The organism is Nitrospira moscoviensis (assembly GCF_001273775.1).
Classification (GTDB): Bacteria; Nitrospirota; Nitrospiria; order Nitrospirales; family Nitrospiraceae; genus Nitrospira_D; species Nitrospira_D moscoviensis.
In genome coordinates this window covers 3,813,175-3,836,758 of record NZ_CP011801.1, presented here as the reverse complement: position 1 = coordinate 3,836,758, position 23,584 = coordinate 3,813,175, and the positions used below count along the sequence as shown (strand labels likewise).

Below are 23,584 nucleotides of genomic sequence, written 5' to 3'. Positions count from 1 at the left end.
AAGGCGTATAAGATCTGTCCATCACCATGGCGCGCAAGCAGCAATCAGCCGACCTCTTTGCCGGTCCGGAACGAAAACCGGCCTCTTCCGCCGCTCCGTTGGCCGAGCGGATGCGGCCCGAGGCCTTCGACGACTTCGTCGGGCAGGACGAGATCGTGGGCCCCGGCCGCCCGTTGCGCCACGCGATCGAGACGGATCGTCTTTCATCGGTGATCTTTTGGGGCCCCCCGGGAACGGGCAAGACCACGCTCGCCCGCCTCATTGCCCGCCACACCGCCGCGCATTTTGCGCTATTTTCGGCCGTGACCGGCGGCATCGCCGAGCTGCGCGACATCATCAAGGCGGCGGAGCACCGTCTGGCGCTGCATCAGCAGAAGACCGTGCTGTTCGTGGACGAGATCCATCGTTTCAATAAAGCGCAACAGGACGCCTTTCTGCCCCATGTCGAGCGGGGCACCATCATCCTTGTCGGGGCGACCACGGAGAATCCCTCGTTCGAAGTCATCGCGCCCCTGCTCTCCCGCTCGCTCGTCGTCGTCCTGCAACCCCTCGCGGAGAGCGCCCTGAAAGCGATCCTCGAACGGGCCTTGCGCGACCCGGAGCGAGGCTTCGGGCATTGGGCGGTGACGATGACCGACCCGGCGAAACAGCGCGTGGTGGCCTACGGGAACGGCGATGCGCGGGCGCTGCTGACGGCCCTGGAATTCATCGTGCAGCAGGCGCCTCGGCAGCCGGACGGCTCCGTCTACATTGACGAACACACGGTCGCCGCCGCGCTCCTGAAGAAATCCCTGCGTTACGACAAGACGGGAGAGGAGCATTACAACGTCATCTCCGCCTACATTAAAAGCCTCCGCGATTCGGACCCGGACGGAGCCCTCTACTGGCTCGCCCGCATGCTGGAGGCGGGGGAGGACCCCAAGTTCATTGCGAGGCGGATGGTGATCTTCGCCTCGGAAGACATCGGCAATGCGGACCCTTCCGCCCTGGTCGTCGCGACGGCGGTGGCCCAGGCGGTCCAATTCGTCGGCCTGCCGGAGGCGCAAATCAACCTCGCCCACGGGACGACCTATCTGGCCTCCCGGCCAAAGGACAACGCGTCCTACGTGGGGCTCCTGGAGGCGCTGAAGGACACCCAAACCCACGGAAATCTGGGCGTACCGCTCCATCTGAGAAATGCCGTCACTTCCCTCATGAAAGACCTGGGGTACGGCCAAGGCTACCGGTATGTCCATGACGATCCGGCTGCCGCCACCGAGCAATCCCATCTTCCGGATCCCCTCAAGGGACGCCGGTACTATCGCCCGAAGCCCGGCAAATAGGGCCATTTTAGAGGTTTACAAAGCCGTCTAATCGGTTATACTTAGACAGGATGAAGAAGGGGGAACCCAAAGCGGCGAGCACGGTTGCACCGAGCGAGCGGCGAAGGTTCGTGCGCGCCACGCTCGTTGGTTCGGCGCTCATCGCGCCGAAAAGCGGGGGACGCGCCTCCACGGCGGTGCTCGACAATGTCAATCGCATCGGCGCCGGGCTGCGGACGAAAGACAAATTCCCGGCGAATGAGAAAGTCACCGTGTCCCTGGCCTTCCTGGATTCCGATCAGGCCGAGCAGCAGGAAAAACTCGACGGGACGGTGGCCTGGGTGAAGCCCTGGGAAAAAGGTTTCCTGATCGGCGTGGTGTGGGACGAGTTGGTGACGAAAGAAAAAAACCGCTGGCTGTATTACTACCTGGAAGAAACCATCAAGTCTTCTGCCTAGCGCAGGGCCGTCAGCTTCTGTTTGACCTCCTCCAGCTCGGCCGAGAGCGACTCCCACCGGGACGTCAAGCGTTCCAACTCGCGCTTCCAGGCTTCCTGCTCCTGATGGAGCTCGTTCCATCGGCCGAAATCTTCGTACAGCTTCGGATCCGCCAATTCGGCTTCTCTGGCCTTGACCTTCTTTTCGGATTCGGCGATGTCCGCTTCCGCTCGCGCCACCTGCTTCTCAAGCCGCTGCTGTGTCTTGGCGAGATCGCGCCGTTCCCCGCCCGCACCTTTGGTCGGAGTCTGCTGCGCCATCGCTCTGGTCGGCGCCGGCGACTTGTGTTTTCCGTTCCCCTCCAGCTCTTCGCTGGTTTCCTTGATCGAGTCAAGCTCCTGCGCCTTCTTCCACAGATAGTATTCGTAGTCCCCCATGAAGTTGCGCGCGCGCCCGTCTTCGATCTCGACCACGCGCGTGGCGATCCGGGCGAGGAACGTCGGGTCGTGCGAAATGAAAATGATCGTGCCGGGGAATTCCGTCATGGCGTCCGTCAGCACGTCGACCGATGACGGGTCGAGGTGGTTCGTCGGCTCGTCGAGCAGCAGCGTGTTGGCCGGTTCCACGAGCATGCGGGCGAGCGCCACGCGGTTGCGCTCGCCGCCGCTCAAGGCCTTGATCGGCTTCTTCTGGTCTTCGCCGGAGAAGAGAAAGGCGCCGGCGATGCCGCGCAAGAAATTCATCTCGGCGTGCTTCGTCGCCTCCTCGAGCGACTCAAGAATCGTATGCTCCGGGTTCAGCGTCTCGGCCTGGTGCTGGGCGAAGTAGTGGAGCGTGACGCCGTGGCCGACCGCCCTTGAGCCTTTATCGGGCGGCAGGACGCCCGCGAGCATCTTGAGCAGCGTGCTTTTCCCTGCGCCGTTCTCTCCGACGAGGGCGATCCGTTGCCCGCGCTCCACCGAAAAGTCCAAATGTTCATAGACCACTTTTTCGCCGTAGCGCTTGGCGACGCCGGAGAGTTCGAGTACCTGGCGGCCGCTGGCGGCCGGAACGGGAAAGCGGAACTTCACCCGCTTGGGATCGCGCTGGATCTCGATCATCTTGATCTTTTCGAGCTGCTTGATGCGCGACTGGACCTGGCTGGCTTTGTTCGCCTGGTATCGGAAGCGGTCGACGAATTTCTGCACCCTCGCCACTTCCTTCGTCTGCCGGGCGGCCGCCGCCTGGAGCTGGGCATCACGCTCCGCCCGCAGCTTACGGAAGGCCGAATAGTTGCCACGGTATTCCTCGATCTTGTGGTGCCGCAGCTCCCAGATATGGGTGACGACGCGGTCGAGAAACGCCGTGTCGTGGCTGATAATCAGCAGCGTCATGCCCGAGCCGAGCAGAAACTGCTCGAACCAGCGCTGGGTCGGTTTGTCCAGGTGGTTCGTCGGCTCGTCGAGCATCAGCACATCGGGGTTCGACAGCAGCAAGTGGGCCAGCGCCACGCGCATGCGGTAGCCCCCGGACAGCTTCTCGACCAGGCGGCCGAAGTCCGCTTCCGTAAAGCCCAGACCCATCAAAATACGCTTGGCTTCGTACTCCGGATATTCGTCGCGATGGGCTGCATCCAGCACCGTCTTGCCGGTGATGGTTTCGAGCTCCTGCGGCAGATAGCCGATGCGGAGGCGAGGCCGTTTGCGAATGGAGCCCTTGTCCGGCGACTCCTCGCCGAGGATCATGCGGAACAGCGTCGTTTTGCCCGCGCCGTTGGGCCCCACGAGGCCGACCCGCGAGCTCGGGCGCAAGTGTGCGGAGGCCTCCGTGAGCAGGACTTTCGTGGAATACTGTTTACTGACCGATTCGATTTGGAGCATGGTGAGGTACGACTTACCGGCGAGAGTTATGATTCAAGGACATTTGAGCTGGATCCTCTAATCACCCGGCGATATCAACCGCTGGGAACGAGTCGTGGAAACGCTTGAGGGATTTATCCGCCGCCTTAATTATGAGGCGGTACGAGCAATTCAATCACCATGGGTTGAAGACTCTATCCGGTCGCACCCAGTTACGATACTGCGTAAAAGAACGACCGGGTCAACCGAAGGTTGGTTTGGTGGAGCTGGCGGGGATTGAACCCGCGACCTCGTGAATGCCATTCACGCGCGCTCCCAGCTGCGCCACAGCCCCACCCGGATGAATGAGAGAAGATAACTCCGCGAGAAGTCTGGGCATGCTAACATGCAGGATGCAGCCAGTCAAGGAAGCGCCGGAGGGTTTTGCTTGATCGAGCGCTCTCCGGAGCGATCGTCGGGCCGGGACATCCGCTTGACAAACCACCGGGCGGCCCCTACCATGTGGCCGCTTCGGCTCTGATCTCTCGTCTGGTCAGAGCCTTTTTTTCTGATTCCACCCTGGGTGTACGATTTCGGCTATGGGGAATCTCGTCATCATCGGCGCGCAGTGGGGCGATGAAGGCAAGGGAAAGATCGTCGACATCCTGGCCCGCGACGCCGACATCGTCGTGCGGTATCAGGGCGGCAGCAACGCCGGCCACACCGTCATCAACGAGCGCGGTACCTATATCTTCCATCTGATCCCGTCGGGGATTCTGTATCGCGGGACGATCTGTGTGATCGGCAACGGCGTCGTCGTCGATCCCGGAGCGCTCATCGAGGAAATGGATCAGTTGCAGACCAAGGGCATCGCGATCGGGAAGAACTTCGCGGTGAGCCAGCGGGCTCATTTGATTCTGCCGTACCACAAAGCGATCGACCGGGCGTCCGAGCAATCCAAAGGGTCGCGGAAGATCGGGACAACCGGACGGGGCATCGGGCCCTCTTATGCCGACAAGATGGCGCGGATCGGCATCCGCATGGGCGATCTGCTGAATCCGCCGCTGTTCCGGAAGAAGCTCGAAGAAAACCTGGTCGAGATGAATTGGTTTCTCGAGCGGCTCTACAAAGTGGAGACCTTCCAGGTCGATAAGGTCTACGCCCAATATATGGGCTATGCCGAACGGCTCAAAAGCCACATCGTGGATACCACCACGCTTCTGAATCGCGCGATCGGCAAGCACAAGACCGTGTTGTTCGAAGGCGCGCAAGGGACGCACCTCGATGTGGATTTCGGGACGTACCCCTACGTCACCTCCTCCAGCTCGTCGGCGGGCGGCGCCTGCACCGGCACCGGCGTCGGCCCCACGATGATCGACGCCGTCATGGGCATCGCCAAAGCCTACAGCACCAGGGTCGGCAGCGGGCCGTTCCCCACCGAGCTGAGCGACGACGTAGGGCAGGGCCTGCAGGAGCGGGGGCGGGAATTCGGCTCGACGACGGGGCGGGCGCGCCGCTGCGGCTGGTTCGACGGCGTCGTCGTCCGGCACGCGACACAGGTGAACGGCCTGACGTCTCTTGCCGTGACCAAGCTGGATGTGTTGGACGGGTGCCAAGAATTGAAACTGTGTACCGGCTACACGTATCGCGGGGCATTGTACAAAGAGATGCCGGCCGACCTCGACGTCTTGACCGGCTGCGAGCCGGTGTATCAGCGGATGAAAGGCTGGAGCGCTTCGACAACCGGCGCAACGACCTACAAGCAGCTCCCGGCGGAGGCCAAGCGCTACCTCGCCCGCATCGAAGAGCTGGCGGGCTGCCGGATCGACATGATTTCCACCGGCTCCAAGCGGGCCGAAACCATCGTGCTGCGCAATCCGCTGAAGTGCTCCATCCGCCGTTCCAAACACCGCTAAAAATCAGCGGTGGTCATTCGCCTTCCACGAGTGGTAGAATGCGCATCCTGTCCTGCGGGTGTTCAACACCGTCGCCAACGAGGCCGCAACGAGCGAGGCGCTGAGGCGTACCGCCGTTGGGTACGTCGCAAGCGGCGAACGACGTAGGCGGCTGGTGTTCAACATCCCGCCGTGAGCCGGTAGCTCAGTCGGTAGAGCATCGCCCTTTTAAGGCGAGGGCCCTGGGTTCGAGTCCCAGCCGGCTCACCACTTTTCATGTGCTTATGATTATCGCCTTGTCCAATGAGCCTCCATTGGACAGTCATGGGACACTTTCCGGCCGAACACGTTCCTATAGATCATCTCCGCGCTAGCACATCCGGCGCGGCGACAGCCAACAATAAATCGGCGCCGGCACATTAAAAGGCCGGTGGAAGGCGGAGTACAACGCTCCGCTGAGTTTGACATTGTCCCTCGCGTTCCTGTAGGGTGCGCCAAGACGTACTGAGCCACGTCGACTGTCCCATCTCTCGCGCCGTCTTCCATCATCCTGCGCGTCTGATTCCCCGGTCTCCGCCGCCTTTACGCCGAATTCTTCATGCCGGATCGGGCCACGGCACCGTGGTTGACGACCCGCAGGAACTGCGTGTGTCGATTCACTTTCACGAAAGGAGCGATCCAATGAACCAAGAACAATTTCGCCAGTTTTGGGAACAACTCCAGGCGCCATTGAAAGCGAAGTGGGACAAGATTACCGAGACGGATTTGCAGGACATCGCGGGGGATCTCGGCAAGTTTTCTCTTGTCCTCGAACGACGATACGGCGCGGCGCAAAAAGACGAGGTCCGCACATGGGCCGACCGGCGATACTGTCATTGGAGCGGGAACTATATCGGTTACGCCGATCCGAAACCGACGCCGGCATCCTGACAGTTCGGCGCCCAGACCACCGGCGGTCGCGTTCACGGTCTCATCCGGAGGGCGTATGAAGAAAATTGTGATCAATGTCAGCTATGACCGCTTTTGCGTGAGCCATAAAGCCATCGTCCGACTACGCGCGTTGGGCCAACCCGATGCGCTGAGGGAAGAAGATCGGGGCGCCCATTGGCCGGCAGCCGCCGGTCCGCGGGAGCCCAGCTTGAATCGGTACGGCGCCTTGATACCCCGGGACGACGAACATCTCGTCCGCGTCGTGGAGGAATTGGGATCTGAGGCCAACGGCCATTGCGCAGACCTGAAGGTCGTTCTCATCCCGGACGATGTTCTATGGACAATCGACATGGCGGACGGCCTCGAGCGTGTCAGTGAAGTCCATCGGAGCTGGCAATAGAACCGTCGCCTATTATCTCAGTGGGCGAAGCAGAGGGTCTTTACCGCTTCGGCGAGAAGAAGTGGGTGGCTTGGCCGGTGAACGTTTCGGCCGCCTCCATGATCGTCTCGCTCAGGGTGGGATGTGGATGGATGGAGGCGGCGACGTCTTCCGCGACCGCGCCCATCTCGATGGCCAGGACACCCTCGGAAATCAGCTCGCCTGCCCCGACCCCGCAGATGCCCACGCCGAGGACCCGGCCCGAGTCCGGGTCAACGATCAACTTCGTGAGCCCCTCGGTCCGACCGAGTGTCGCGGCGCGGCCCGAGGCGCCCCAAGGGAACTTGGCTTTGGCGACGGCTTGCCCGGATGCCTTCGCCGCTTCTTCCGTGAGGCCGCACCAGGCGATTTCCGGATCGGTGAAGACGACGGCGGGAACGGCCGCGGCGTCGAAGGAAGCGGGGTTGCCGGCGATCACGTCGGCGGCGACTCGCCCTTGATGGGTGGCTTTGTGGGCCAGCATCGGCTCGCCGACCACGTCGCCGATGGCGAAGATCGACGGCTCGGCCGTGCGCATCTGCCGGTCGACCTCGACAAAGCCGTGGGACGAGATCTTCACGTTCGTCTGTTCCAGGCCAAGATTTCCGCTGTTGGGCGCACGCCCGACCGCGACGAGCACGCGATCGAACAGGTCGACTGCGGTTCCCTCCGGGCCCTTCAATGTCGCCGCGATCCCCTCCTTCCGCGCCTCCAGTCGTTCAACGAGCGTATCGAAGCGGATCGCCTTGAACCGGCGTTGCATCCGTTGGTGCAGCGGGCGCACCAAATCGGGATCGGCACCGGTGAGCAGGCGTGGCAGCGCCTCCACGACGGTCACCTCGGTGCCTAATGCGTCGTAGACAGTCCCCAACTCCATGCCGATGTAGCCGCCGCCGACGACCAGCAGGCGTCTTGGAACATCGGGCAGATTGAGCGCGCCGGTGGAATCCATGATACGCGGGTCCTCGATCTGCAGCGATCTTGGGATCACAGGCCGCGAGCCGGTGGCAAGGATGGCATGGTTGAAAGGCAGCTCGCGCGGCGCCTCCGAGCCTGAGAGCGCCAGCGTCGTGGCATTCTTGAAGGTGGCCCGCGCCTGAAAGACGTCGACCTTGCGGCTGCGCGCCAAAGTCTGGACGCCCTGCACGAGTTTGCCGACCACCGTCTCGACTTGCCGGCGCAGCGCCTCCGTATCCAACCGTGGCTTTTCGAAGTGGATGCCCCACGCCCGGGCTTCTTCCGCGTCGGTGATCAAGCGGGCGGCGTGCAGCAAGGCTTTCGACGGAATGCATCCCCGCAACAGGCATACGCCGCCGAGCCGGGGATCTTCATCCACCAGGGCGGTACGCAGGCCGAGGTCCGCGGCGCGGAAGGCGGCGGCGTATCCGCCGGGTCCCGCGCCGATGACGATGACGTCGTAAGGGTTTGTTTGATTCATGGTCTCTCTGGTTTGTCTGGTTCGAAAATGTGTGCTCAGCGCCTCCGTCTGGTCTCACTTCTCCGGCCCCGTTTATCTGTGTGTGTTGTTGACCGATGAACCAAATAAACCAAACAAACCAAACAAACCAAACAAACCAGACAAACCGCTTTACAGTCCCAAGAACATCGCTTGAAAGTCTTCGAGCACCTTGACGATCTCGTTGGTAAACCGCGCGCCGACGGCGCCGTCGACGAGGCGATGGTCGTAGGCCACGCACAGCGGCAGCATCGTCCGCGGGACGAATCCGCCGTCGCGATACACCGGCGTCATCCGCCCGCGCCCGACACCCAGGATCCCGACTTCGGGCGGATTGATAATGGGCATGAAGGGCCCGGCGCCGATCCCGCCCATGTTGCTCACGGTAAAGGTCGCTCCGCGCAACTCCTCCAGCTTCACTTGCCGGTTCCTGGTGCGTTCGGCCAAGTCGGCCAGCTCCACGGAAATCTGGAACAGGTCTTTCCTGTCGACCTGATGGATCACCGGGACGATCAGGCCCGCCGGCGTGTCGACCGCGACGCCGATGTTGTAATAATCCTTGTAGACGACCTCCCCGTTGGTCAGATCGATCGTGGCGTTCAACTGGGGATACAGCTTCAACGCATGCGTCACGGCTTTGAGGAGCAGGCTCGTCATGGTCAGCCGGACGCCCTTCTCTTTGAACTTGGGCGCGTACCGCTCTTGTAGTACCAGCAGGTCGGTGATGTCGGCCTCTTGGAACTGATGGACGTGAGGGATGGTACTCCAGGCCTGCGCCATGTTGGCGGCGATCTTCCGCCGAAGGGAGGGGAGGGCTTCGCGCCGCTCGCTGCCGTACAGGGTGGTAAAGCGATCGCCGCCTTGTCCGGCACCGCCGTCCGGACGGGCTTCCGTGCGCCTCGTCCGCTCCCGCACATAGGCTTTGACGTCTTCGGCCGTAATGCGGCCCCCGGATTCGGAGCCTTGCACCCGAGCGAGATCCACTCCCAGTTCGCGCGCGAGCCGGCGCACCGACGGCGAAGCAGGGACGGCGGCCCCCGCTGAAGCGGAGCCGCGCTCGGCCGAGGTTGCAGCCGCCGGCTGCTCGGCGACGGATCGGGGTGGAGCCTGCTTCGCGTCCGGTTCCTCATTGCCGCGGTCCGGTGCCGCCTGTGCCTGCGGAGGCGGCGGCTCCGTCTGAGGCGCGGCAGGCGCCGCCGGCTTCGACGTGGGCTGAGCCGGCTGTCCTTCCTGTGCGCCGTCCAACTCGACGATCGCCTGGCCGACTTGGAGATGGTCGCCCTGACGGATGAGCAGCTTGGCGACGGTGCCGGCGACGGGCGACGGCACCGGCACGGTCGCTTTGTCGGTCTCCAGCTCGATCAGCGATTGCCCTTCGGTGACCCGCTCGCCCTCGGCGACCAGCACCTGCACGACATCGCCGCCTTCGACGCCTTCGGCGAGAAAAGGAAGCTCAACCTTCATGGCTCACTCGTCCTTGACCGGTTCTCTGTCGGCTCACCGCCGCCATGGCGCCGGGCCCTCCGTCTCCACGCCCAAATCGCGGGCCGCCTGCGCAACGTCGTGGGCGTCGACAGTCCCCCGCTGTCTGTGCAACGCATACAATGTCGCGACGACGATGTGCGCGGAGCTGGTTTCAAAGAAGTTCCGGAGGGCGTGGCGGGTGTCGCTCCGGCCGAAGCCGTCGGTGCCGAGCGCCAGCAAGCCGCCCGGAAGCCAGGGAGCGATTTGTTCGCTGACGAGGCGGACATAATCGCTGACGGCGATAAACGGTCCCTCTTGTCCCCGCACGGTTTTGTGGAGGTAGCTCTCGCGGGGCGGTTCTTCGGGGTGCAGCCTGTTCCAACGGTCGGCTTCGAGCGCGCGGACGCGCAGCGTCTTGTAACTCGTCACGCTCCAGACATCGGCGGCCACGCCGTACCGTTCCAGCAGCAGGTTCTGGGCGCGCAACGCCTCGTGGATCAACGGACCGCTCGCCAAAATCTGCGCGCGATGGCGGCCGGCGTGCGGCGCGGGGCGGAACTTATACATCCCCTCGCGGATGCCTTCTTCCGCATTCGGCGGCATCGACGGCATGGGATACGTCTCGTTGTAGAGGGTGATGTAATAGAGCAGCGGCTCCTGATCCTGGTACATGCGCTTCAAGCCGTCTTGCAGAATGACGGCGAGCTCGAACATGAAGGCCGGGTCGTAGGCCGCGACCGTCGGGAAGGCGCCGGCCATCAAGTGGCTGTGCCCATCCTGATGTTGCAAACCCTCGCCTTCCAGCGTCGTGCGGCCCGCCGTGGCGCCCAACAGGAACCCGCGGGTGCGCATGTCGGAAGCGGCCCAGATCAAGTCGCCCACGCGCTGAAAGCCGAACATGGAGTAGTAGATAAAGAAGGGAATCGTGTTCACGCCATGGGTCGCGTAGGCCGTGCCGGCCGCGATGGTCGAGCACATCGCTCCCGCCTCGGTGATGCCCTCTTCGAGGATCTGTCCGTCGGCGGCTTCGAAATAATAGAGCAGTGAGCTTTTGTCGGCCGGCTCGTAGAGCTGTCCGATAGGCGAGTAGATCCCATACTGGCGGAACAGCGCCTCCAGTCCGAACGTGCGGGCTTCGTCGGGGATGATCGGCACGATGGAGCGCCCGAACGGTTTGATCCCGAGCAGGCGGCCCAGCATGCGGGCAAAGCCCATCGTCGTCGACACCGCCCGCCCGCTCGACCCTTCGAGGAACTCTTTGAACTGGTCGAGCGCCGGCGTCTCCATCGGCTCCACCGTCACTCGACGCCGGGGGACAGGACCGCCCATGGCGGTGAGGCGCTCGGCCAGATAGCGGGCTTCCGGGCTGCCGGCGGGCGGCCGGTAGAACGGCGTCGCCGCCAGTTCCTCGTCCCGGATCGGCACGCCGAATCTGGTGCGGAACTCGCGCAGCTCCTGCTCGTTCATCTTTTTTTGCTGGTGCGTGACGTTCCGCCCTTCACCGGCTTCGCCCAACCCGTAGCCTTTGACGGTCTTGGCCAGGATCACGGTGGGCCGCCCGCGGTGCTCCACGGCGGCTCTGTAGGCGGCGTAGACCTTGCGCGGATCGTGCCCGCCGCGCAGGAGCTTGTGAATCTGTTCGTCCGAGTAGTGCTCGACCATCTTGAGCAGCCGGGGATCGGCGCCGAAAAAATGTTTTCGTGCGAACGCACCGCCTTCCACCGTGTACTTCTGGTACCACCCGTCGACAACCTCGCCCATCCGCTTCACCAGCAGGCCTTCGTCGTCCTGGGCGAGCAAGGGATCCCACTCGCTGCCCCAGATCACTTTGATGACGTGCCAGCCGGCGCCGCGGAACATCGCTTCCAGCTCTTGGATGATTTTCCCGTTGCCGCGCACCGGACCGTCGAGCCGCTGGAGGTTGCAATTGATGACCCACGTCAGATTATCCAGCCGCTCCCGGGCGGCGAGCGTGAGCGCGCCGAGACTTTCCGGCTCATCCATTTCGCCGTCGCCGACGAAGGCCCACACGCGCTGGCGGCTCGTCTCTTTGAGGCCTCGGTCCTGCAGATAGCGGTTGAAGCGCGCCTGATAGATGGACATGATGGGGCCGAGGCCCATCGAGACCGTGGGAAATTCCCAATAGTCGGGCATCAGCCAGGGGTGCGGATAGGACGACAATCCCCTGCCGCGCTCTGTCTCGGATCGAAAATGGTGCAACGCCTCTTCGGGGAACCGTCCTTCCACATAGCCGCGCGCATAGATGCCCGGCGCCGCGTGCCCTTGGAAATAGACGAGATCACCTGGGTGCTCGCCGTCCCGGCCATGGAAAAAATGATTGAAGCCGACTTCATACAGCGTCGCCGCCGACGCGTAGGTCGAAATGTGGCCGCCGATGCCCGGCTTGTTCTTGTTGGCTTTGACCACCATCGCCATGGCGTTCCAGCGGATCAGACTGCGAATGCGGCGCTCGACCTCCAGATTGCCGGGATAGGGCGGTTCGTCCGCGGCCGGGATCGTGTTGACGTAGGGCGTATTGAGGGGCGCGGGGACGCGCACTCCTCGCGCGCCGAGCCGATCGCGGAGACGGTCGAAGAGATACGTCGCGCGGTCGGTGCCCTGAGCCTGCAACACGTAGTCCAGCGAGTCCAGCCACTCTTGCGTCTCTTGCGGATCTGTATCGGTGTGTGGAGGAGCAGCGCGATCGTCGCTCATGGGTTCCTTCGCTGACATGTCCGTACAGTATACGCTTTCTCCCGACCGGTTCGCCTATGGGGAATTGCCGTGTTCGTGGCCCGGCGGCCCGGCGCGGTAGAATGAAGACAAGTTCGGAGACGCAGGGAGAATCATATGAGAGCCGCCGATCTGCTGATACGCTGCCTCGAGCATGAAGGGGTGCAATGGCTGTTCGGCGTGCCGGGCGAGGAAACACTCGAGATCACGGATGCCGTGCTGAATTCGTCCCTGCGCTTCATCACGACACGGCACGAACAGGGCGCGGCCTTCATGGCGGACGTCTACGGCCGGCTGACCGGCAGGGCCGGCGTCTGCCTGTCGACGCTGGGCCCCGGCGCGACCAATTTGATCACCGGCGTCGCCGACGCCAACCTGGACCATGCGCCGCTGGTGGCGATCAGCGGGCAGGTGTCCACCGAACGGAAACACAGCCAGTCGCACCAGTACATCGACCTGCCGGCGCTCTTCAAGCCCATCACCAAATGGAACGGCGTGATCGCGACGCCGGCGATGATTCCCGAAACGGTGCGCAAGGCGTTCAAGCTGGCCGAAACCGAAAAGCCCGGCGCGGTCCATCTGGAAATCCCGGAAGACGTGGCGGCCGAGCGGGTCGATGAATCGGCGGTCGTGCCGCCGCTCCGGGTGCAATCGCCGCGCGTGCCCGAGCCCTCGGCCGTGCAAGTGGCGCGGGCGGTCGCCGTTCTGCGGGGCGCCAAGCGGCCGCTCATCTTGGCGGGCAACGGTGTCGTCCGCCGGCGGGCCGAGGAGGCGGTCCGGCGGTTTGCGCGCCGGCTCCAGATCCCCGTCGTCCATACCTTCATGGGGAAAGGCGTCATGCCGGACACCGATCCCCTGTCGCTCTACACGATCGGGTTTCCCGGCCGGGACTATGCGGCGAGAATGGTCGAACAGGCCGACGTGGTCATCGCAGTCGGGTACGACTTCGTGGAGTATGCGCCCTGTCTGTGGAATCCCAACCGGGACAAACGCTTGGTCCATGTGGATGTCTCTCCCGCCGACGTGGACGCGCACTACATCGTCGAAGTCGGTGTGCTGGGTGATCTCGCACAGGCGCTGGACCGGTTGGCGGAAGGCGTGGCCCCCTTCGAAGCTCGATGGGCCGAAGGGGCGCGCGCGGCGGTCGGCGCTCAATTGGAAGAGGAAGGAGCCGGCCCGGCCGGCTGGCCGCTGCGTCCGCAGCGCATCATCACAGAGCTGCGTGATGTCCTGCCTGCCGACGCTCTGGTGATCTGCGATGTCGGCGCCCATAAGCTGTGGATGGCCCGCATGTTTCCCTGCTACGCGCCCAACACCTGCCTGATCTCGAACGGCTTCGCCGCGATGGGCATCGCGCTGCCCGGCGCCGTGGCCGCGCAGCTCCTCTATCCTTCGCGCCGCATCGTGGCGGTGACGGGCGACGGCGGATTCATGATGAACTCGCAGGAGCTCGAGACGGCGGTCCGTCTGCAACTCCCGCTGGTGATCCTCATCTGGCGCGACGGAGGATACGGCGTGATCCGGTGGAAACAGACGCTCCGGTTCAACCGGGCGTCCTCGGTCGAGTTCGGCAATCCCGATTTCGTCGCCTATGCGCGGGCCTACGGCGCGCAAGGATATCGGGTGGAAGGCCCGACCGAGCTCACGCCGATCTTGCGGGAAGCGCTCAGGAGCGGCGGCCCGGCCGTGATCGATTGTCCGGTGGATTATGGAGAGAACGTCCGCGTCACCGACCGGCTGAAGCGCATTCCCTAGCGGACCACGATCTCTTGCCCGGCGGTCACGCCGCCTTCCGGAACGAATACCCGCTGCCGTTTCGCAGCGAGGCCGGCATGTCGTGGCCCTTTGAATCATCGCACCCGATCCGCATGGCGAGCCAACCCACCCAGACGCTGAAGCCCGTGATGAGGCCGCCCATCAACAAGACGACCAAGGCGCTCCCTGTGACACTGTCGACATCAACAAGCATGACGGCACCTCATAGAATATGTGTTCTAGCAACAGGACACCCGCCGCCGGCATCGGGACAATCCCCAGTGGCGCAGAGCCGCAGCGGGCACGGAGTGGGGCAATGTCCGTTCCTGTCCTGTTCCCCGTGCGCGCACCGTCCGGATTGCTGCGGACCTCAACAGACTGACCAGTGAGCGTCCGCCGGAGCCGTCGGACGTCCGGGCACGTCCAATTTTGTCTTAATCGGCGGCGGAGTCTGTACGCCGATACGGCATCTCCTTACCCAAATCGCATAATGCGTGGGGTGCAGAGTGGCACTCCTCTTGCTCGCCGCTGTCCGCGGCCATCATTCTTCGGCATGGTTCCAACTGAAAGGGGCGTCCATGATCTGTACGGTGTTGTTGCTGATGCATCTCGCGCCCGCCACGGTCTTGGCGGGAGGGCTCCCGCCGGCCGTCGGCTTGGTGGAGGCTCGCGCGCGCGAAGAGGTGATCGCGCGGGTCGAAGTCGCGCTCAAGCAAGCGGCCAGGAAAAGTCCGAAGTGGCATTCCAAGCAGGCGTCGATTCAACGGGACGTGCACGACATCACGTATCTGGTCGAGCAGGCGGTCAAGGCGTCGATCACCGACAACCACGTCTCGGCTCAGGAGTACGCCCGCCAAGCATCGGCTCTCCTGCAGCGCGCCTTGACGCGAGACCACTTCCATCCGGACGACGTGGCGCCCGTCATGCGCGAGCTGCAGCGGCTGATTCCGAACCGGGCCTTGTAAGAAACCGTGCACCCGGTCAATCGATGCGTATGGTCGAGGTCGGCGTCATGGAGCCGGTGAGGTTCTGCGGGTCGAGCCACACGTTGTAGCGGACGGTGCCGGGTTGCGCGAAGCAGAGACTCACATACTGCTGAGGCGGGATGAGGACCAAGTCGTCCACCTGCCCGAATCGCAGAAACCCCTTCTGGCACACCACATGATCGCGCCAGTTGGTGCCTAAAAGCCCGAGCTTCACGGGATGCGGCAATAAGTTATGCCAGCGGATCTCATCGCCTCGCTGGGCATAGAGGAGAGTGGGCGTCACGTCGTCCTCGATCCGCACCTCGTGGACGGCGGAATTCTCGGGCCTGGTTTGGGAAGGGCCGCAGCCGGAGACGGTGCCCAGCAGTGCCAGTCCGACGGCCACTCGTTGCCAGCCAGAGATCATCACCGCGACAAAGCTATCCGGCCATCTGGCGCGAGCGCCGTTCGTGTTGGGCCCGGCGGGGCACCGGTGGGTCGTCCGAGTCGGCGTCGTCGTCCAACGCGTCCGGCCGGGCCCGCAGCCAGACCACATTGCCTCCGAACGGCCGCACGCGGTGCGCGACGGAGATCGTCTCCTGCTGGAGACTGCGATTCTCCAGAATCAACGCATCCACCACATCGCCGCAATTCATGCACCGCCAGCCGTCATACGCCCAGGCCCCCACGGCGCTGCCCAGGTTCGCGAAGTGGGACCACAGTTGAAGGCCTCCGCAGCGAGCGCATTTCATGGTCGTCACCTTTGCCGGCTGTTGACAAACGTCCGTGTGTCTTTCACCCACTCGTCTAGGCCGCCTCGTGCCGGTCCGCCGGCTGCTCCTCCTGGGCCGCACCCTCATCCGGTTGTTCGTCGGGCGCCGGCTCGCCCTCGCCCATCGTCGCCCAAATGGCGACGCCCCACGTGAACAGCGTCAGCATGAATAGGGCGATCAGGGCCAGCATCCCGGGTCCCCGCCTTGCCCCGCGTGAGACTCCGGAAGGGGCTGGGTCAGGATGGTCAACAGGCGCCCCTCCGAATCCCGTTCAGGAGAGGGGGCAGTGGAGCCTTGGGCCGAACGGGCTCCGTACGAGACGCCTATGTTCTGACCCAGCCGGGTCCGGTCGAGCGCACCTCACGGGCCTGAATCGTTCACAAACACGCTCAGACACTTGTGCCGAAGCAATTCCGCATCGAAGGGTTTGATGACATATTCCCGCGCTCCGAGTTTCACCGCCTGGCGCAATTTGGCGACATGCGCGGCGTCGGCCATGGCGATGACCGGGACGGTCGGGAACCGTTCATTCATCTCCTGGAGGACGGCCAGGCCGCCCAGCACCGGCATGCGCAGCTCCACGAGCAATCCATGGAAGCGGGCGCGGTCCCAGTCGTCCGCAAGGCGGGCGAGCCCCGCCACTCCGTTGTCTTCGGCCGCCACGTCGAATCCGAAGGCGCCGAGATGGTCGCACAGCAGCCGCCGCGCCGCCTCGTCGTGGTCGATGACGAGGATGCGCCGTTGCGCCCGTTGAGGCGCCCCCGCCGCCGTGCACGAGTCGTCTTCCGAAAGGCCGTGACGTTCGGACGAGAAGACAGTCATCATGCCCCAGTACAACGCCATCCGATCGGTTGCCCACGCGGCCTTACCGCCTGCCGTCCACCAGCAGGGGGCCGGGACGCCGTCGCGCATGGCTGTGCGTCGGCGCGCAGGCCCCATCCCGATGCCGCAGGATGGTCGGGTCCATGATATCGCCGCAAATCGGGCAACGATAACCCAGGAACGACATGCCGCCGCCGTCCGCGTGATAATCGACAAACACTTCCGTCACCACCAAGCTCGCACACCGCGCACATTTCATGGGGCCCTCACTCTCGCTCGTGGGACGGGACATCCTCCGAGGCGACATGATCCCGCTACAGCCGCTGAAGAGACGACGGCGTTTCGAGCGGACGAGACAGCCGCCGGGACGGCGCCGTCGCGCCCGCACCGGCTGACTCCTGTGCCTGCCAGACATGGCCGACGACGGTGCGAATGGAAGACGCCAGCGACTGCGACGAGCCCTTGATCAAGTACCCGGCCGCGCCCGCTTCGAAGGCCGCCGCCATGATGTCCGGCTCGCAGTGCGAGGTGTGGACGATCACGCGGCAGTCCGGCACCAATTTGTGCAGCTCCCGCACCGCATCAATCCCGTTGAGGACCGGCATGTCGACATCGGTCAGCACCACGTCAGGCCGCAGCGCCTGGGCGGCGGCGATGAGCGACTGGCCATCCTCCGCCGTCCCCACGACGTGATAGTCGGGCTCCAGCAGCGTCTGCAGCAACGTGAGGATCTGCGGATGGTCGTCGGCCAATAGAATGCGTAGGCGTTTCATCGCACCACCTCGTCCAATGTAGGGAGTTGCCACCGCGCCATGTACGGCCGAGCATACGCAGGACGGAGGCGGAGAGAGAGCGCGAAGCTACCGGTGGGGGCTGTGGAATGTACCTAAGCCGGCGGCGGGGACTACGGGAATCCGAACCAACTCAAGAAGCGGTGACCAAGCCGTGGGCGACGGCGTATTTGACCAGATCGGCCGTCGTATGCAGGTTGAGCAATTCCATGATCTTGGCCTTGTGGAACTCGATGGTCCGATGGGACAGCTGGAGCTGGCTGGCGATTTCCTTGGCGGAATAGCCTTCCGCCACCAGCTGGAGAATTTCCCGCTGCCGGGCCGTGAGGTCGTCCGCCGCGGGAATCCTCGGTCGGCCCATCGTGAGGAAGGTGCTGATGACGTCTTTGGTGATGAGCGGCGTGACATAGTAGTCGCCCTTCATCACGGATTGGATGGCCTGAACCAGCTCCTGCGCCGCCGACCGTTTGAGCAAATACCCCGACGCGCCGGCCTTGAAGGCTTCGTTCACGTAAGAAGGATCGGCGTGCATGGTGACGAAGATGAACTTCATGTCGGGAAATTGTTTCTTGAGCATCCGCGCCGCGTCGATGCCGTTGAGGCGCGGCATGGAGATATCGAGCAGCACGAGCTCGGGCTGCAGGCGCTCGGCCGCCTCCAGCAGCGCGCGGCCGTCTTCGGCGGTGCCGACCAGCTCGCAGTGTTCCTCAAGGAGCAGGCGGAACCCTTCCAGCACCAAGGTGTGATCATCGGCTAGCAGCACTCGTGGATGACTCATGGGGCGCTCCTGGTAAAGGGATTTGTACGACGATATGGGTGCCCAGACCGGGCTGCGATTGAATGTCCAGCCGGCCGTGCACCGAACGGACCCGCTCGCGCATGTTGACGAGCCCGAGTCCGAGATGCTGCGTCCGGACCTGCTCCAGATCAAATCCGACCCCGCCGTCGTGTATGGATAGGGTAACCGCTTGGCCGTCGCAGGTCAATTCCAGCTCGACGCGGGAGGTCCGCGCGTGCTTGGTGACGTTGGCTAAGCTTTCCTGCGTAATGCGGTAGAGGCAGGAGGCGATGTCGCGCGGCAAGGGCTCGGCGCACTCCTCCTGCACCACGATGGTCTTGATGCCGGTCTTCGCGGAAAAGTCGTCCGCCAGGTACTGGAGCGCCGCGAACAGGCCCAGATCGTCCAGGATGGAGGGATGGAATTGGTATGCCATGCGGCGGACGTCGTCCGAAATGGCGGCCAGCCGCTGCGTCAGCGATTGAAAAGCCAAGCGCGCCTGGTCGGGTGACTGGGGCGGCTGCGCTTCCATACGGCCCAGCTCGATGGCCAGGAGCGCCAGGCGCTGATTGATGTCGTCGTGCAGCTCGCGGGAAATGCGCCGCCGTTCCTCGTCCTGCGCCGCCATGAGCTGACTGGTGAGGGACTGCAATTGCCGCTCGGTTCGAAGGCGCTCGGTCATGTCCCGGAGGATGAGGGTGAAGGTCGTCTTCTGGCCCACCGTGAGCCGGGAGATCGTGGCCTCCGCCGGGAATTCCGTTCCGTCCTTCCGGAGGCCGAACAGGTCCAGACGCTGCGGCAAATGGCGGAGGTCGCCCGCGTCCGCGAATGAGGAGACATAGGCGGCATGGTCGGCGCGATGGCGCTCGGGCAGCAGCCCATCGATGGAATCGCCCAGCACCTCGTCCGGCTCGTAGCCGAACAGTTTGACCGCGCCTTGATTGAACAAGGCGATGGACCGGTCTTCCTCCATAACGATGATGGCGTCCTCGGCGATGTCGAGAATGCCGGCCAGCCGCCCTTGGGAGATGCGGAAGGCCTGCTCGGCCTGCATGCGTTCCGTGATCTCCGACACGAGCGCCTGATTGACGCCGGCCAGCTCCCGCGTCCGCTCGGCGACCGTTTCCTCGAGTCCTTCATTTACTTTCACCAGGGCCGTTTCCGCTTCCCGCCGTTTCACCGCGAACCAGGCGAGGACCCATAAGACCGTAATGGTGAACAGCCGGTTCCCGACGGGAATCCACAGCGGGAGTCCCGGCCAAGGGGTGGAGAGGAAGGTGGCGACCGCGGTGAGCGCGGTCCCGGCCCCGGCCGTCGCCCACGGCATCCAGGGAATGCGTGACGCGCTTGCGATCAGGATCGCCGTCGCGTACAGAAAATGGTTGGCGAACCCCAGCGGCGTAAAAATGTCGAGAAGAAACAGTCCGCCGAGCAGCGCGGCGATGAAGCCGATGCGGGCCGAGTCTGTGTCTCGCGGGGTCATAAACAAATGAATTATGGCCTTCGGCCGATTCCTTGTTCAAGAGCGCCGCGTGCGCTCGGCACAGTCGCCCTCGGCTCCACCCTTGGGCGGGGAACGGGTCGAGGGGACCGCCGGAGACACGGGAAGACCCTTGCATAAGGACTTGCGGCGCTTCATAGTGAAGGGCGTATCCCGAACGGCATGGCGGCGAGGTGTCTGATGGCGCCCTCGATAGCGGGATGGTGGCGTCGATTGACCGTTCAGCGCAAAGTCTGGACGGTGCTCGGCCTCCTCCTCGTGCCGCTCCTCCTGTCTCTCGGACTGCACCTCTACATCACGAGCCGGTTGTTGGCGATTCAGCAGGAACGCCAATCGGTGTTGCTGGCGCGCGAATATATTCACGTGATTCATCGGCTCGCCATCGACGGCGAGGATGCCTACCACGGCTACATCCTGACCCAACGGCCGGAATTCGCGACCGCGTTGACGACCGCCGAATCCGAGTTGGCGCGCGTGCTCCAGCAGATGGCCTCCGTGGAGGCGAGCCGCAGCACGGCCGCCGATGCGTTGCGGGGGCTCGCCCCGCGGCTGCAGGATCTTCAGGTTTCTCTGCGGACGCTCACCGCCGGCGTGCAGTCCCGGCCCCGGCCCGCCGAAGCCGTCCGGAGCCATCTGTTGTCGGATGGCCTCCGCAAGGAACTGCGCGCCATCGAAGACCGCTTGGACGTCGTGCGGCGCGCGTTGAATCGGCGGGCGGAGCGTTTGTCGGCCTGGGCCTTTGCGGAACTGTGGTGCGCGTTGGCGGGCCTGTTGGCGATCGGATGGATCGGATCGCGCCTGCTGGCCCGTTCCATCACCGAGCCGATCGCGCGGCTGCAGTCCGCCGCCGCGGCGTTCGGCCGGCAGGTCGATCCCGGTCACTTCACCGCGCTCGTTCCCCCGGAGCGGCAGGCGACGGACGAACTGGGTCGCTTGGCTCACGCGTACCGTGACATGGCGGTCCGCGTCGCGACACATATTCATGAACTCGAAACGCTGGCCGCCATCGGCCAGGACATCACCGCGATTGGCCCCGACGGAGCGGACGGCGTCTTGCGGCGCATTACCGATCGCGCCGTCGAGCTCGTGGAAGCCGACGTCTGTCTCGTGATGCTGCGGAACGACAAGATGGGCTGTTGGGTCGTCGAAGTCGCGTCGGGTGAGTGGAACGAACGGCTCTACAAATCCGTCATGCTCTGGGAGGAATTCCCGGTATCGGTGCAGGCGTTTGAAACGCGCCGGGTGGCCTACGGGTCCGATCTGCAGCGCGATCAACGGCCCGAAGTGGTGCGGCGCAACCTGCTGGGGAGCAGCATGATCGCCGTGCCGCTGTTGAGCCGGGGCGAGTCGTTCGGCGTGCTGGTGCTCTTGAGCCGGCAAGCCCGCCTGCCGGAGCAGTGGCACACCCATCTGGCGGTGGGGCTTGCGCAGCAGGCCGCCGTCGCCATCGCCAATGCGCGCCTGTACGAGGCGGCGCAGGAACGGCAGAAGGGATTGCTGGCGAGGCTGCGGCATCTGGAATATCTGGCCGGGACGCTGGCGCATGATTTGAAAGGACCCGGACAGCGGATGCAGGAGCTGACGGCGCTCATCTATCGCGAGTATCAAGGCCAGCTGGACGCGCGCGTGGATCGCTGGCTGGGCCTCCTGCGGGACAATGGGCGCGATCTGGTCGAGCGGGTCGAGGGCATCCTGGAGGTGGCCCGTGTGGGAGCCGGGGTCGGGCCCATCCGGGCCGTGGATCCGGCGCTGGTGCTCGCCGATGTACTCAAAGCGTGGGCCGGCGATCTCGAACGGCGACAGGGGCGGGTCACCGTGGAAACGGGCTTGCCGATGGTCGCCTGCCATGCCGCCTATCTGCGACAGATCTTCGACAACGTCGTGTCCAACGCGCTCAAGTATGCTGCCCCCGACCGGCCGGTCCGCATCCATGTCAGCGCCCAGCGCCGGGAGCACATGGTCTGCTTCGCCATGCGCGACAACGGCATCGGGATTCCCAAAGCGCAGCGCGCGCGGGTGTTCGAGCCGTTCGTGCGGCTGCGGCAGTCGGATGCCGAAGGAAGCGGGATCGGACTGACGATCGTCCACCGCATCGTGGAGTTGTATGGCGGGACGGTGTGGATCGAGGGCGACGAAGGCGCCGGCTGCACCGTGCGGTTTACGCTTCCCTGGCTGCATGACGGCCTGTTCGCGCCCGACGCGCCGCTGCCGCCGGCCTCTTCGACGACTATGACGGACTGAGCGAGCCCCATCACGGAGGACATCATGCCCGCACCTGCTCTGGACCGCCCTGCAGACCGCCGAAGACCGAAGGCGCCTTTCTCCATCCTGATCGTCGAAGACAATCCGACGGACGTCGAGGTGATGCTGCACGCGCTGGAGGAGGCGGATCTGAAACCGCTGGGCGGCGATTTCGAGATGGAGGTCCGCCCGACGGCGGAAGGCGCGCTGAAGCTGTTGAGCGAGCAGGCGGTGGATCTGGTGCTGACCGACATGATGCTGCCCGGCATGGACGGCTTGGATCTGCTCAGCCGCATTCAAGCCATCGACCGGAATCTGCCGGTCCTGGTCGTGACGCGCATGAATGCGGTGGCCTCCGCCGTGGAAGCCATGCGGCGCGGCGCGTTCGACTATGTCATCAAGCCGGTGACGCCGGAGACGCTGGGGATGCGTCTCCACCGCGCGATCCGGATCTCGGAAATTCTCCGGCGGCACGCCGTCTACGAGCAACAGGATCGCCAGGAAGCCGCCGCCCTCACGCTGGTCGGCGAGAGCGCGGCCTACGAGCGCATCATGCGCAGCATCCAAGAGGCTGCGGGCGTGCGCTCGACCGTGTTGATTACCGGAGAAACGGGGACGGGCAAGGGGATGATCGCGCGGGCCGTTCACCAGCAAAGTCCGGAGCGGGACCGGCCGTTTCAGGTGATCGATTGTACGTCCATCCCCGAAGGCATGATGGAGAGCGAGCTGTTCGGCCACGTGCGCGGCGCGTTCACCGGCGCGGTGGCCGAGAAGCCGGGGTTGATCGAATTGGCCAACGGCGGCACGGTCTTTCTCGACGAAATCGGCGAGCTGCCGCTGACGCTGCAAGCCAAGCTGTTGCGCGTGCTCGAGGAGAATGAAGTGCGCCCGATCGGCGGGACCCGCGTGCGGCGCATCGACATCCGCTTCATCGCCGCGACGAACCAGCCGCTGGAGGATCGCGTGCGCGCCGGCACGTTCCGGCGGGATCTCTATTACCGCCTGGCCGTGGTCTCGATTCCCGTGCCGCCGCTTCGCGAACGGCGGCCGGACATTCCCGTCATGGCGCGCCACCTGCTCATGCGCCTCACCCGGGAAATGGGCCGGGCGCGGTGCCACTTCGAAGAATCGGCCATCGAAGCGTTGATGGCGTACGACTGGCCCGGCAACGGCCGGGAATTGCGCAATGTCATCGAGCAGGCCATCATGCTGGCGGCCGATGATACGGTCCGGGCGCGTGACATTCTGGCGCTCCTGCCCCGGCATGAGGCGAGTCATGCCACCGAAAGCCATGCCGGTCTCAGCGCCTTACCCTATGCCGAAGCCAAGGAGCGGGCGATCGAAGAATTCACCAAAGTCTATCTCCGGGAGAAGTTGGCCGCTGCCGGCGGAGTGATTACCAAAGCGGCTGAAAGCAGCGGCATCCCACGGCAGCATTTTTCCCTGCTCATGAAGCGGTTTCTGGAGAACGAGACGGCGGAGGGTCAGTAGCGCCGTCTCGTTTTGG

22 protein-coding genes and 2 tRNA genes are annotated in these 23,584 nt (G+C 64.2%); 10 read left to right on the top strand and 14 right to left on the bottom strand.

Annotation, left to right across the window (positions count from 1 at the left end; all coding sequences use genetic code 11):
- Positions 1-26 precede the first annotated feature (26 nt).
- Both NITMOv2_RS18650 and NITMOv2_RS18645 read left to right on the top strand, forming a co-directional pair.
- Positions 27-1,322: a replication-associated recombination protein A gene (locus tag NITMOv2_RS18650; RefSeq protein ID WP_053381301.1), complete on the top strand. Its 1,296-nt coding sequence runs from the start codon at positions 27-29 to the stop codon at positions 1,320-1,322.
- A gap of 50 nt (positions 1,323-1,372) precedes the next feature.
- The gene (locus tag NITMOv2_RS18645) at positions 1,373-1,759 is read left to right on the top strand and encodes a PilZ domain-containing protein (RefSeq protein WP_053381300.1); all 387 of its coding nucleotides are present in this window, start codon (positions 1,373-1,375) and stop codon (positions 1,757-1,759) included.
- Here the strand turns inward: NITMOv2_RS18645 and NITMOv2_RS18640 are convergent.
- Together NITMOv2_RS18640 and NITMOv2_RS18635 are read right to left on the bottom strand one after the other, a co-directional pair.
- The gene (locus NITMOv2_RS18640; protein WP_053381299.1) at positions 1,756-3,597 is read right to left on the bottom strand and encodes an ABC-F family ATP-binding cassette domain-containing protein; all 1,842 of its coding nucleotides are present in this window, start codon (positions 3,595-3,597) and stop codon (positions 1,756-1,758) included. The two genes, NITMOv2_RS18645 and NITMOv2_RS18640, sit on opposite strands and share 4 nt — an antisense overlap.
- Positions 3,598-3,834: 237 nt before the next feature.
- A tRNA-Ala gene (locus NITMOv2_RS18635) sits at positions 3,835-3,910 on the bottom strand.
- 244 nt (positions 3,911-4,154) lie between these two features.
- On the opposite strand from NITMOv2_RS18635, the gene NITMOv2_RS18630 reads away from it, so the two are divergent.
- The 4 genes from NITMOv2_RS18630 (at position 4,155) to NITMOv2_RS18615 (ending at position 6,780) form a co-directional block, all read left to right on the top strand.
- Complete coding sequence (locus tag NITMOv2_RS18630; protein ID WP_053381298.1) at positions 4,155-5,471, top strand: adenylosuccinate synthase; 1,317 nt, start codon at positions 4,155-4,157, stop codon at positions 5,469-5,471.
- A 173-nt stretch (positions 5,472-5,644) separates the two neighbouring features.
- A tRNA-Lys gene (locus NITMOv2_RS18625) sits at positions 5,645-5,720 on the top strand.
- Positions 5,721-6,131: 411 nt separating this feature from the next.
- Positions 6,132-6,380 (top strand): CsbD family protein, encoded by a 249-nt coding sequence (locus tag NITMOv2_RS18620; protein ID WP_053381297.1) that lies wholly within the window; start codon positions 6,132-6,134, stop codon positions 6,378-6,380.
- A 55-nt stretch (positions 6,381-6,435) separates the two neighbouring features.
- Positions 6,436-6,780, top strand: a complete 345-nt coding sequence (locus NITMOv2_RS18615) for a hypothetical protein (protein ID WP_053381296.1) — start codon at positions 6,436-6,438, stop codon at positions 6,778-6,780.
- Between the two features lie 40 nt (positions 6,781-6,820).
- Here NITMOv2_RS18615 and lpdA read toward each other — a convergent pair whose 3' ends face one another.
- The 3 genes from lpdA to aceE form a co-directional block, all read right to left on the bottom strand.
- Complete coding sequence (gene lpdA / locus NITMOv2_RS18610; protein ID WP_053381295.1) at positions 6,821-8,236, bottom strand: dihydrolipoyl dehydrogenase; 1,416 nt, start codon at positions 8,234-8,236, stop codon at positions 6,821-6,823.
- A 150-nt stretch (positions 8,237-8,386) separates the two neighbouring features.
- Positions 8,387-9,718 (bottom strand): dihydrolipoamide acetyltransferase family protein, encoded by a 1,332-nt coding sequence (locus NITMOv2_RS18605; protein ID WP_053381294.1) that lies wholly within the window; start codon positions 9,716-9,718, stop codon positions 8,387-8,389.
- Positions 9,719-9,751: 33 nt separating this feature from the next.
- Complete coding sequence (aceE, locus tag NITMOv2_RS18600) at positions 9,752-12,433, bottom strand: pyruvate dehydrogenase (acetyl-transferring), homodimeric type (RefSeq protein ID WP_053381293.1); 2,682 nt, start codon at positions 12,431-12,433, stop codon at positions 9,752-9,754.
- 135 nt (positions 12,434-12,568) lie between these two features.
- Here aceE and NITMOv2_RS18595 point away from each other — a divergent pair, with 135 nt between their 5' ends.
- Positions 12,569-14,206: an acetolactate synthase large subunit gene (locus NITMOv2_RS18595; RefSeq protein ID WP_053381292.1), complete on the top strand. Its 1,638-nt coding sequence runs from the start codon at positions 12,569-12,571 to the stop codon at positions 14,204-14,206.
- A gap of 25 nt (positions 14,207-14,231) precedes the next feature.
- Here the strand turns inward: NITMOv2_RS18595 and NITMOv2_RS18590 are convergent, their stop codons facing one another.
- Entirely contained in the window at positions 14,232-14,420 is a 189-nt protein-coding gene (locus NITMOv2_RS18590; protein ID WP_053381291.1) for a hypothetical protein, read from the bottom strand.
- Between the two features lie 364 nt (positions 14,421-14,784).
- Here NITMOv2_RS18590 and NITMOv2_RS18585 point away from each other — a divergent pair, with 364 nt between their 5' ends.
- Positions 14,785-15,171, top strand: a complete 387-nt coding sequence (locus NITMOv2_RS18585) for a hypothetical protein (protein WP_053381290.1) — start codon at positions 14,785-14,787, stop codon at positions 15,169-15,171.
- A 16-nt stretch (positions 15,172-15,187) separates the two neighbouring features.
- Here NITMOv2_RS18585 and NITMOv2_RS18580 read toward each other — a convergent pair whose 3' ends face one another.
- The 8 genes from NITMOv2_RS18580 to NITMOv2_RS18550 all read right to left on the bottom strand — a co-directional run bounded on the left by NITMOv2_RS18580 (position 15,188) and on the right by NITMOv2_RS18550 (position 19,818).
- The gene (locus NITMOv2_RS18580; RefSeq protein WP_145976424.1) at positions 15,188-15,601 is read right to left on the bottom strand and encodes a hypothetical protein; all 414 of its coding nucleotides are present in this window, start codon (positions 15,599-15,601) and stop codon (positions 15,188-15,190) included.
- A 10-nt stretch (positions 15,602-15,611) separates the two neighbouring features.
- Complete coding sequence (locus NITMOv2_RS18575) at positions 15,612-15,923, bottom strand: hypothetical protein (protein ID WP_053381288.1); 312 nt, start codon at positions 15,921-15,923, stop codon at positions 15,612-15,614.
- Positions 15,924-15,978: 55 nt separating this feature from the next.
- Positions 15,979-16,134: a hypothetical protein gene (locus tag NITMOv2_RS24095; RefSeq protein WP_187299268.1), complete on the bottom strand. Its 156-nt coding sequence runs from the start codon at positions 16,132-16,134 to the stop codon at positions 15,979-15,981.
- A gap of 170 nt (positions 16,135-16,304) precedes the next feature.
- On the bottom strand, positions 16,305-16,769 hold the full coding sequence (locus tag NITMOv2_RS18570) for a response regulator (RefSeq protein WP_187299267.1): 465 nt from the start codon (positions 16,767-16,769) through the stop codon (positions 16,305-16,307).
- Positions 16,770-16,809: 40 nt separating this feature from the next.
- Positions 16,810-17,025: a hypothetical protein gene (locus NITMOv2_RS23640; RefSeq protein WP_053381286.1), complete on the bottom strand. Its 216-nt coding sequence runs from the start codon at positions 17,023-17,025 to the stop codon at positions 16,810-16,812.
- A 55-nt stretch (positions 17,026-17,080) separates the two neighbouring features.
- Positions 17,081-17,539: a response regulator gene (locus NITMOv2_RS18560; RefSeq protein WP_053381285.1), complete on the bottom strand. Its 459-nt coding sequence runs from the start codon at positions 17,537-17,539 to the stop codon at positions 17,081-17,083.
- 151 nt (positions 17,540-17,690) lie between these two features.
- A complete protein-coding gene (locus NITMOv2_RS18555; protein ID WP_053381284.1) occupies positions 17,691-18,335 on the bottom strand; it encodes a response regulator in 645 nt (214 codons plus the stop codon).
- Complete coding sequence (locus NITMOv2_RS18550; protein WP_053381283.1) at positions 18,304-19,818, bottom strand: PAS domain-containing sensor histidine kinase; 1,515 nt, start codon at positions 19,816-19,818, stop codon at positions 18,304-18,306. Before NITMOv2_RS18550 ends, NITMOv2_RS18555 begins: the two co-directional genes overlap by 32 nt.
- 198 nt (positions 19,819-20,016) lie before the next feature.
- On the opposite strand from NITMOv2_RS18550, the gene NITMOv2_RS18545 reads away from it, so the two are divergent.
- Both NITMOv2_RS18545 and NITMOv2_RS18540 read left to right on the top strand, forming a co-directional pair.
- Positions 20,017-22,077, top strand: a complete 2,061-nt coding sequence (locus NITMOv2_RS18545) for a sensor histidine kinase (protein ID WP_187299266.1) — start codon at positions 20,017-20,019, stop codon at positions 22,075-22,077.
- Positions 22,078-22,101: 24 nt separating this feature from the next.
- On the top strand, positions 22,102-23,568 hold the full coding sequence (locus NITMOv2_RS18540) for a sigma-54-dependent transcriptional regulator (RefSeq protein WP_053381281.1): 1,467 nt from the start codon (positions 22,102-22,104) through the stop codon (positions 23,566-23,568).
- Positions 23,569-23,584: the final 16 nt, after the last annotated feature.

Excerpts from the sequence above, each read along its gene's own strand:
- NITMOv2_RS18650 (WP_053381301.1), top strand. The coding sequence starts at position 27 with ATGGCGCGCAAGCAGCAATCAGCCGACCTCTTTGCCGGTCCGGAACGA.
- NITMOv2_RS18645 (WP_053381300.1), top strand. The coding sequence starts at position 1,373 with ATGAAGAAGGGGGAACCCAAAGCGGCGAGCACGGTTGCACCGAGCGAG.
- NITMOv2_RS18640 (WP_053381299.1), bottom strand. The coding sequence starts at position 3,597 with ATGCTCCAAATCGAATCGGTCAGTAAACAGTATTCCACGAAAGTCCTG.
- NITMOv2_RS18630 (WP_053381298.1), top strand. The coding sequence starts at position 4,155 with ATGGGGAATCTCGTCATCATCGGCGCGCAGTGGGGCGATGAAGGCAAG.
- NITMOv2_RS18620 (WP_053381297.1), top strand. The coding sequence starts at position 6,132 with ATGAACCAAGAACAATTTCGCCAGTTTTGGGAACAACTCCAGGCGCCA.
- NITMOv2_RS18615 (WP_053381296.1), top strand. The coding sequence starts at position 6,436 with ATGAAGAAAATTGTGATCAATGTCAGCTATGACCGCTTTTGCGTGAGC.
- lpdA (WP_053381295.1), bottom strand. The coding sequence starts at position 8,236 with ATGAATCAAACAAACCCTTACGACGTCATCGTCATCGGCGCGGGACCC.
- NITMOv2_RS18605 (WP_053381294.1), bottom strand. The coding sequence starts at position 9,718 with ATGAAGGTTGAGCTTCCTTTTCTCGCCGAAGGCGTCGAAGGCGGCGAT.
- aceE (WP_053381293.1), bottom strand. The coding sequence starts at position 12,433 with ATGAGCGACGATCGCGCTGCTCCTCCACACACCGATACAGATCCGCAA.
- NITMOv2_RS18595 (WP_053381292.1), top strand. The coding sequence starts at position 12,569 with ATGAGAGCCGCCGATCTGCTGATACGCTGCCTCGAGCATGAAGGGGTG.
- NITMOv2_RS18590 (WP_053381291.1), bottom strand. The coding sequence starts at position 14,420 with ATGCTTGTTGATGTCGACAGTGTCACAGGGAGCGCCTTGGTCGTCTTG.
- NITMOv2_RS18585 (WP_053381290.1), top strand. The coding sequence starts at position 14,785 with ATGATCTGTACGGTGTTGTTGCTGATGCATCTCGCGCCCGCCACGGTC.
- NITMOv2_RS18575 (WP_053381288.1), bottom strand. The coding sequence starts at position 15,923 with ATGAAATGCGCTCGCTGCGGAGGCCTTCAACTGTGGTCCCACTTCGCG.
- NITMOv2_RS24095 (WP_187299268.1), bottom strand. The coding sequence starts at position 16,134 with ATGCTGGCCCTGATCGCCCTATTCATGCTGACGCTGTTCACGTGGGGC.
- NITMOv2_RS18570 (WP_187299267.1), bottom strand. The coding sequence starts at position 16,769 with ATGATGACTGTCTTCTCGTCCGAACGTCACGGCCTTTCGGAAGACGAC.
- NITMOv2_RS23640 (WP_053381286.1), bottom strand. The coding sequence starts at position 17,025 with ATGAAATGTGCGCGGTGTGCGAGCTTGGTGGTGACGGAAGTGTTTGTC.
- NITMOv2_RS18560 (WP_053381285.1), bottom strand. The coding sequence starts at position 17,539 with ATGAAACGCCTACGCATTCTATTGGCCGACGACCATCCGCAGATCCTC.
- NITMOv2_RS18555 (WP_053381284.1), bottom strand. The coding sequence starts at position 18,335 with ATGAGTCATCCACGAGTGCTGCTAGCCGATGATCACACCTTGGTGCTG.
- NITMOv2_RS18550 (WP_053381283.1), bottom strand. The coding sequence starts at position 19,818 with ATGACCCCGCGAGACACAGACTCGGCCCGCATCGGCTTCATCGCCGCG.
- NITMOv2_RS18545 (WP_187299266.1), top strand. The coding sequence starts at position 20,017 with ATGGCGCCCTCGATAGCGGGATGGTGGCGTCGATTGACCGTTCAGCGC.
- NITMOv2_RS18540 (WP_053381281.1), top strand. The coding sequence starts at position 22,102 with ATGCCCGCACCTGCTCTGGACCGCCCTGCAGACCGCCGAAGACCGAAG.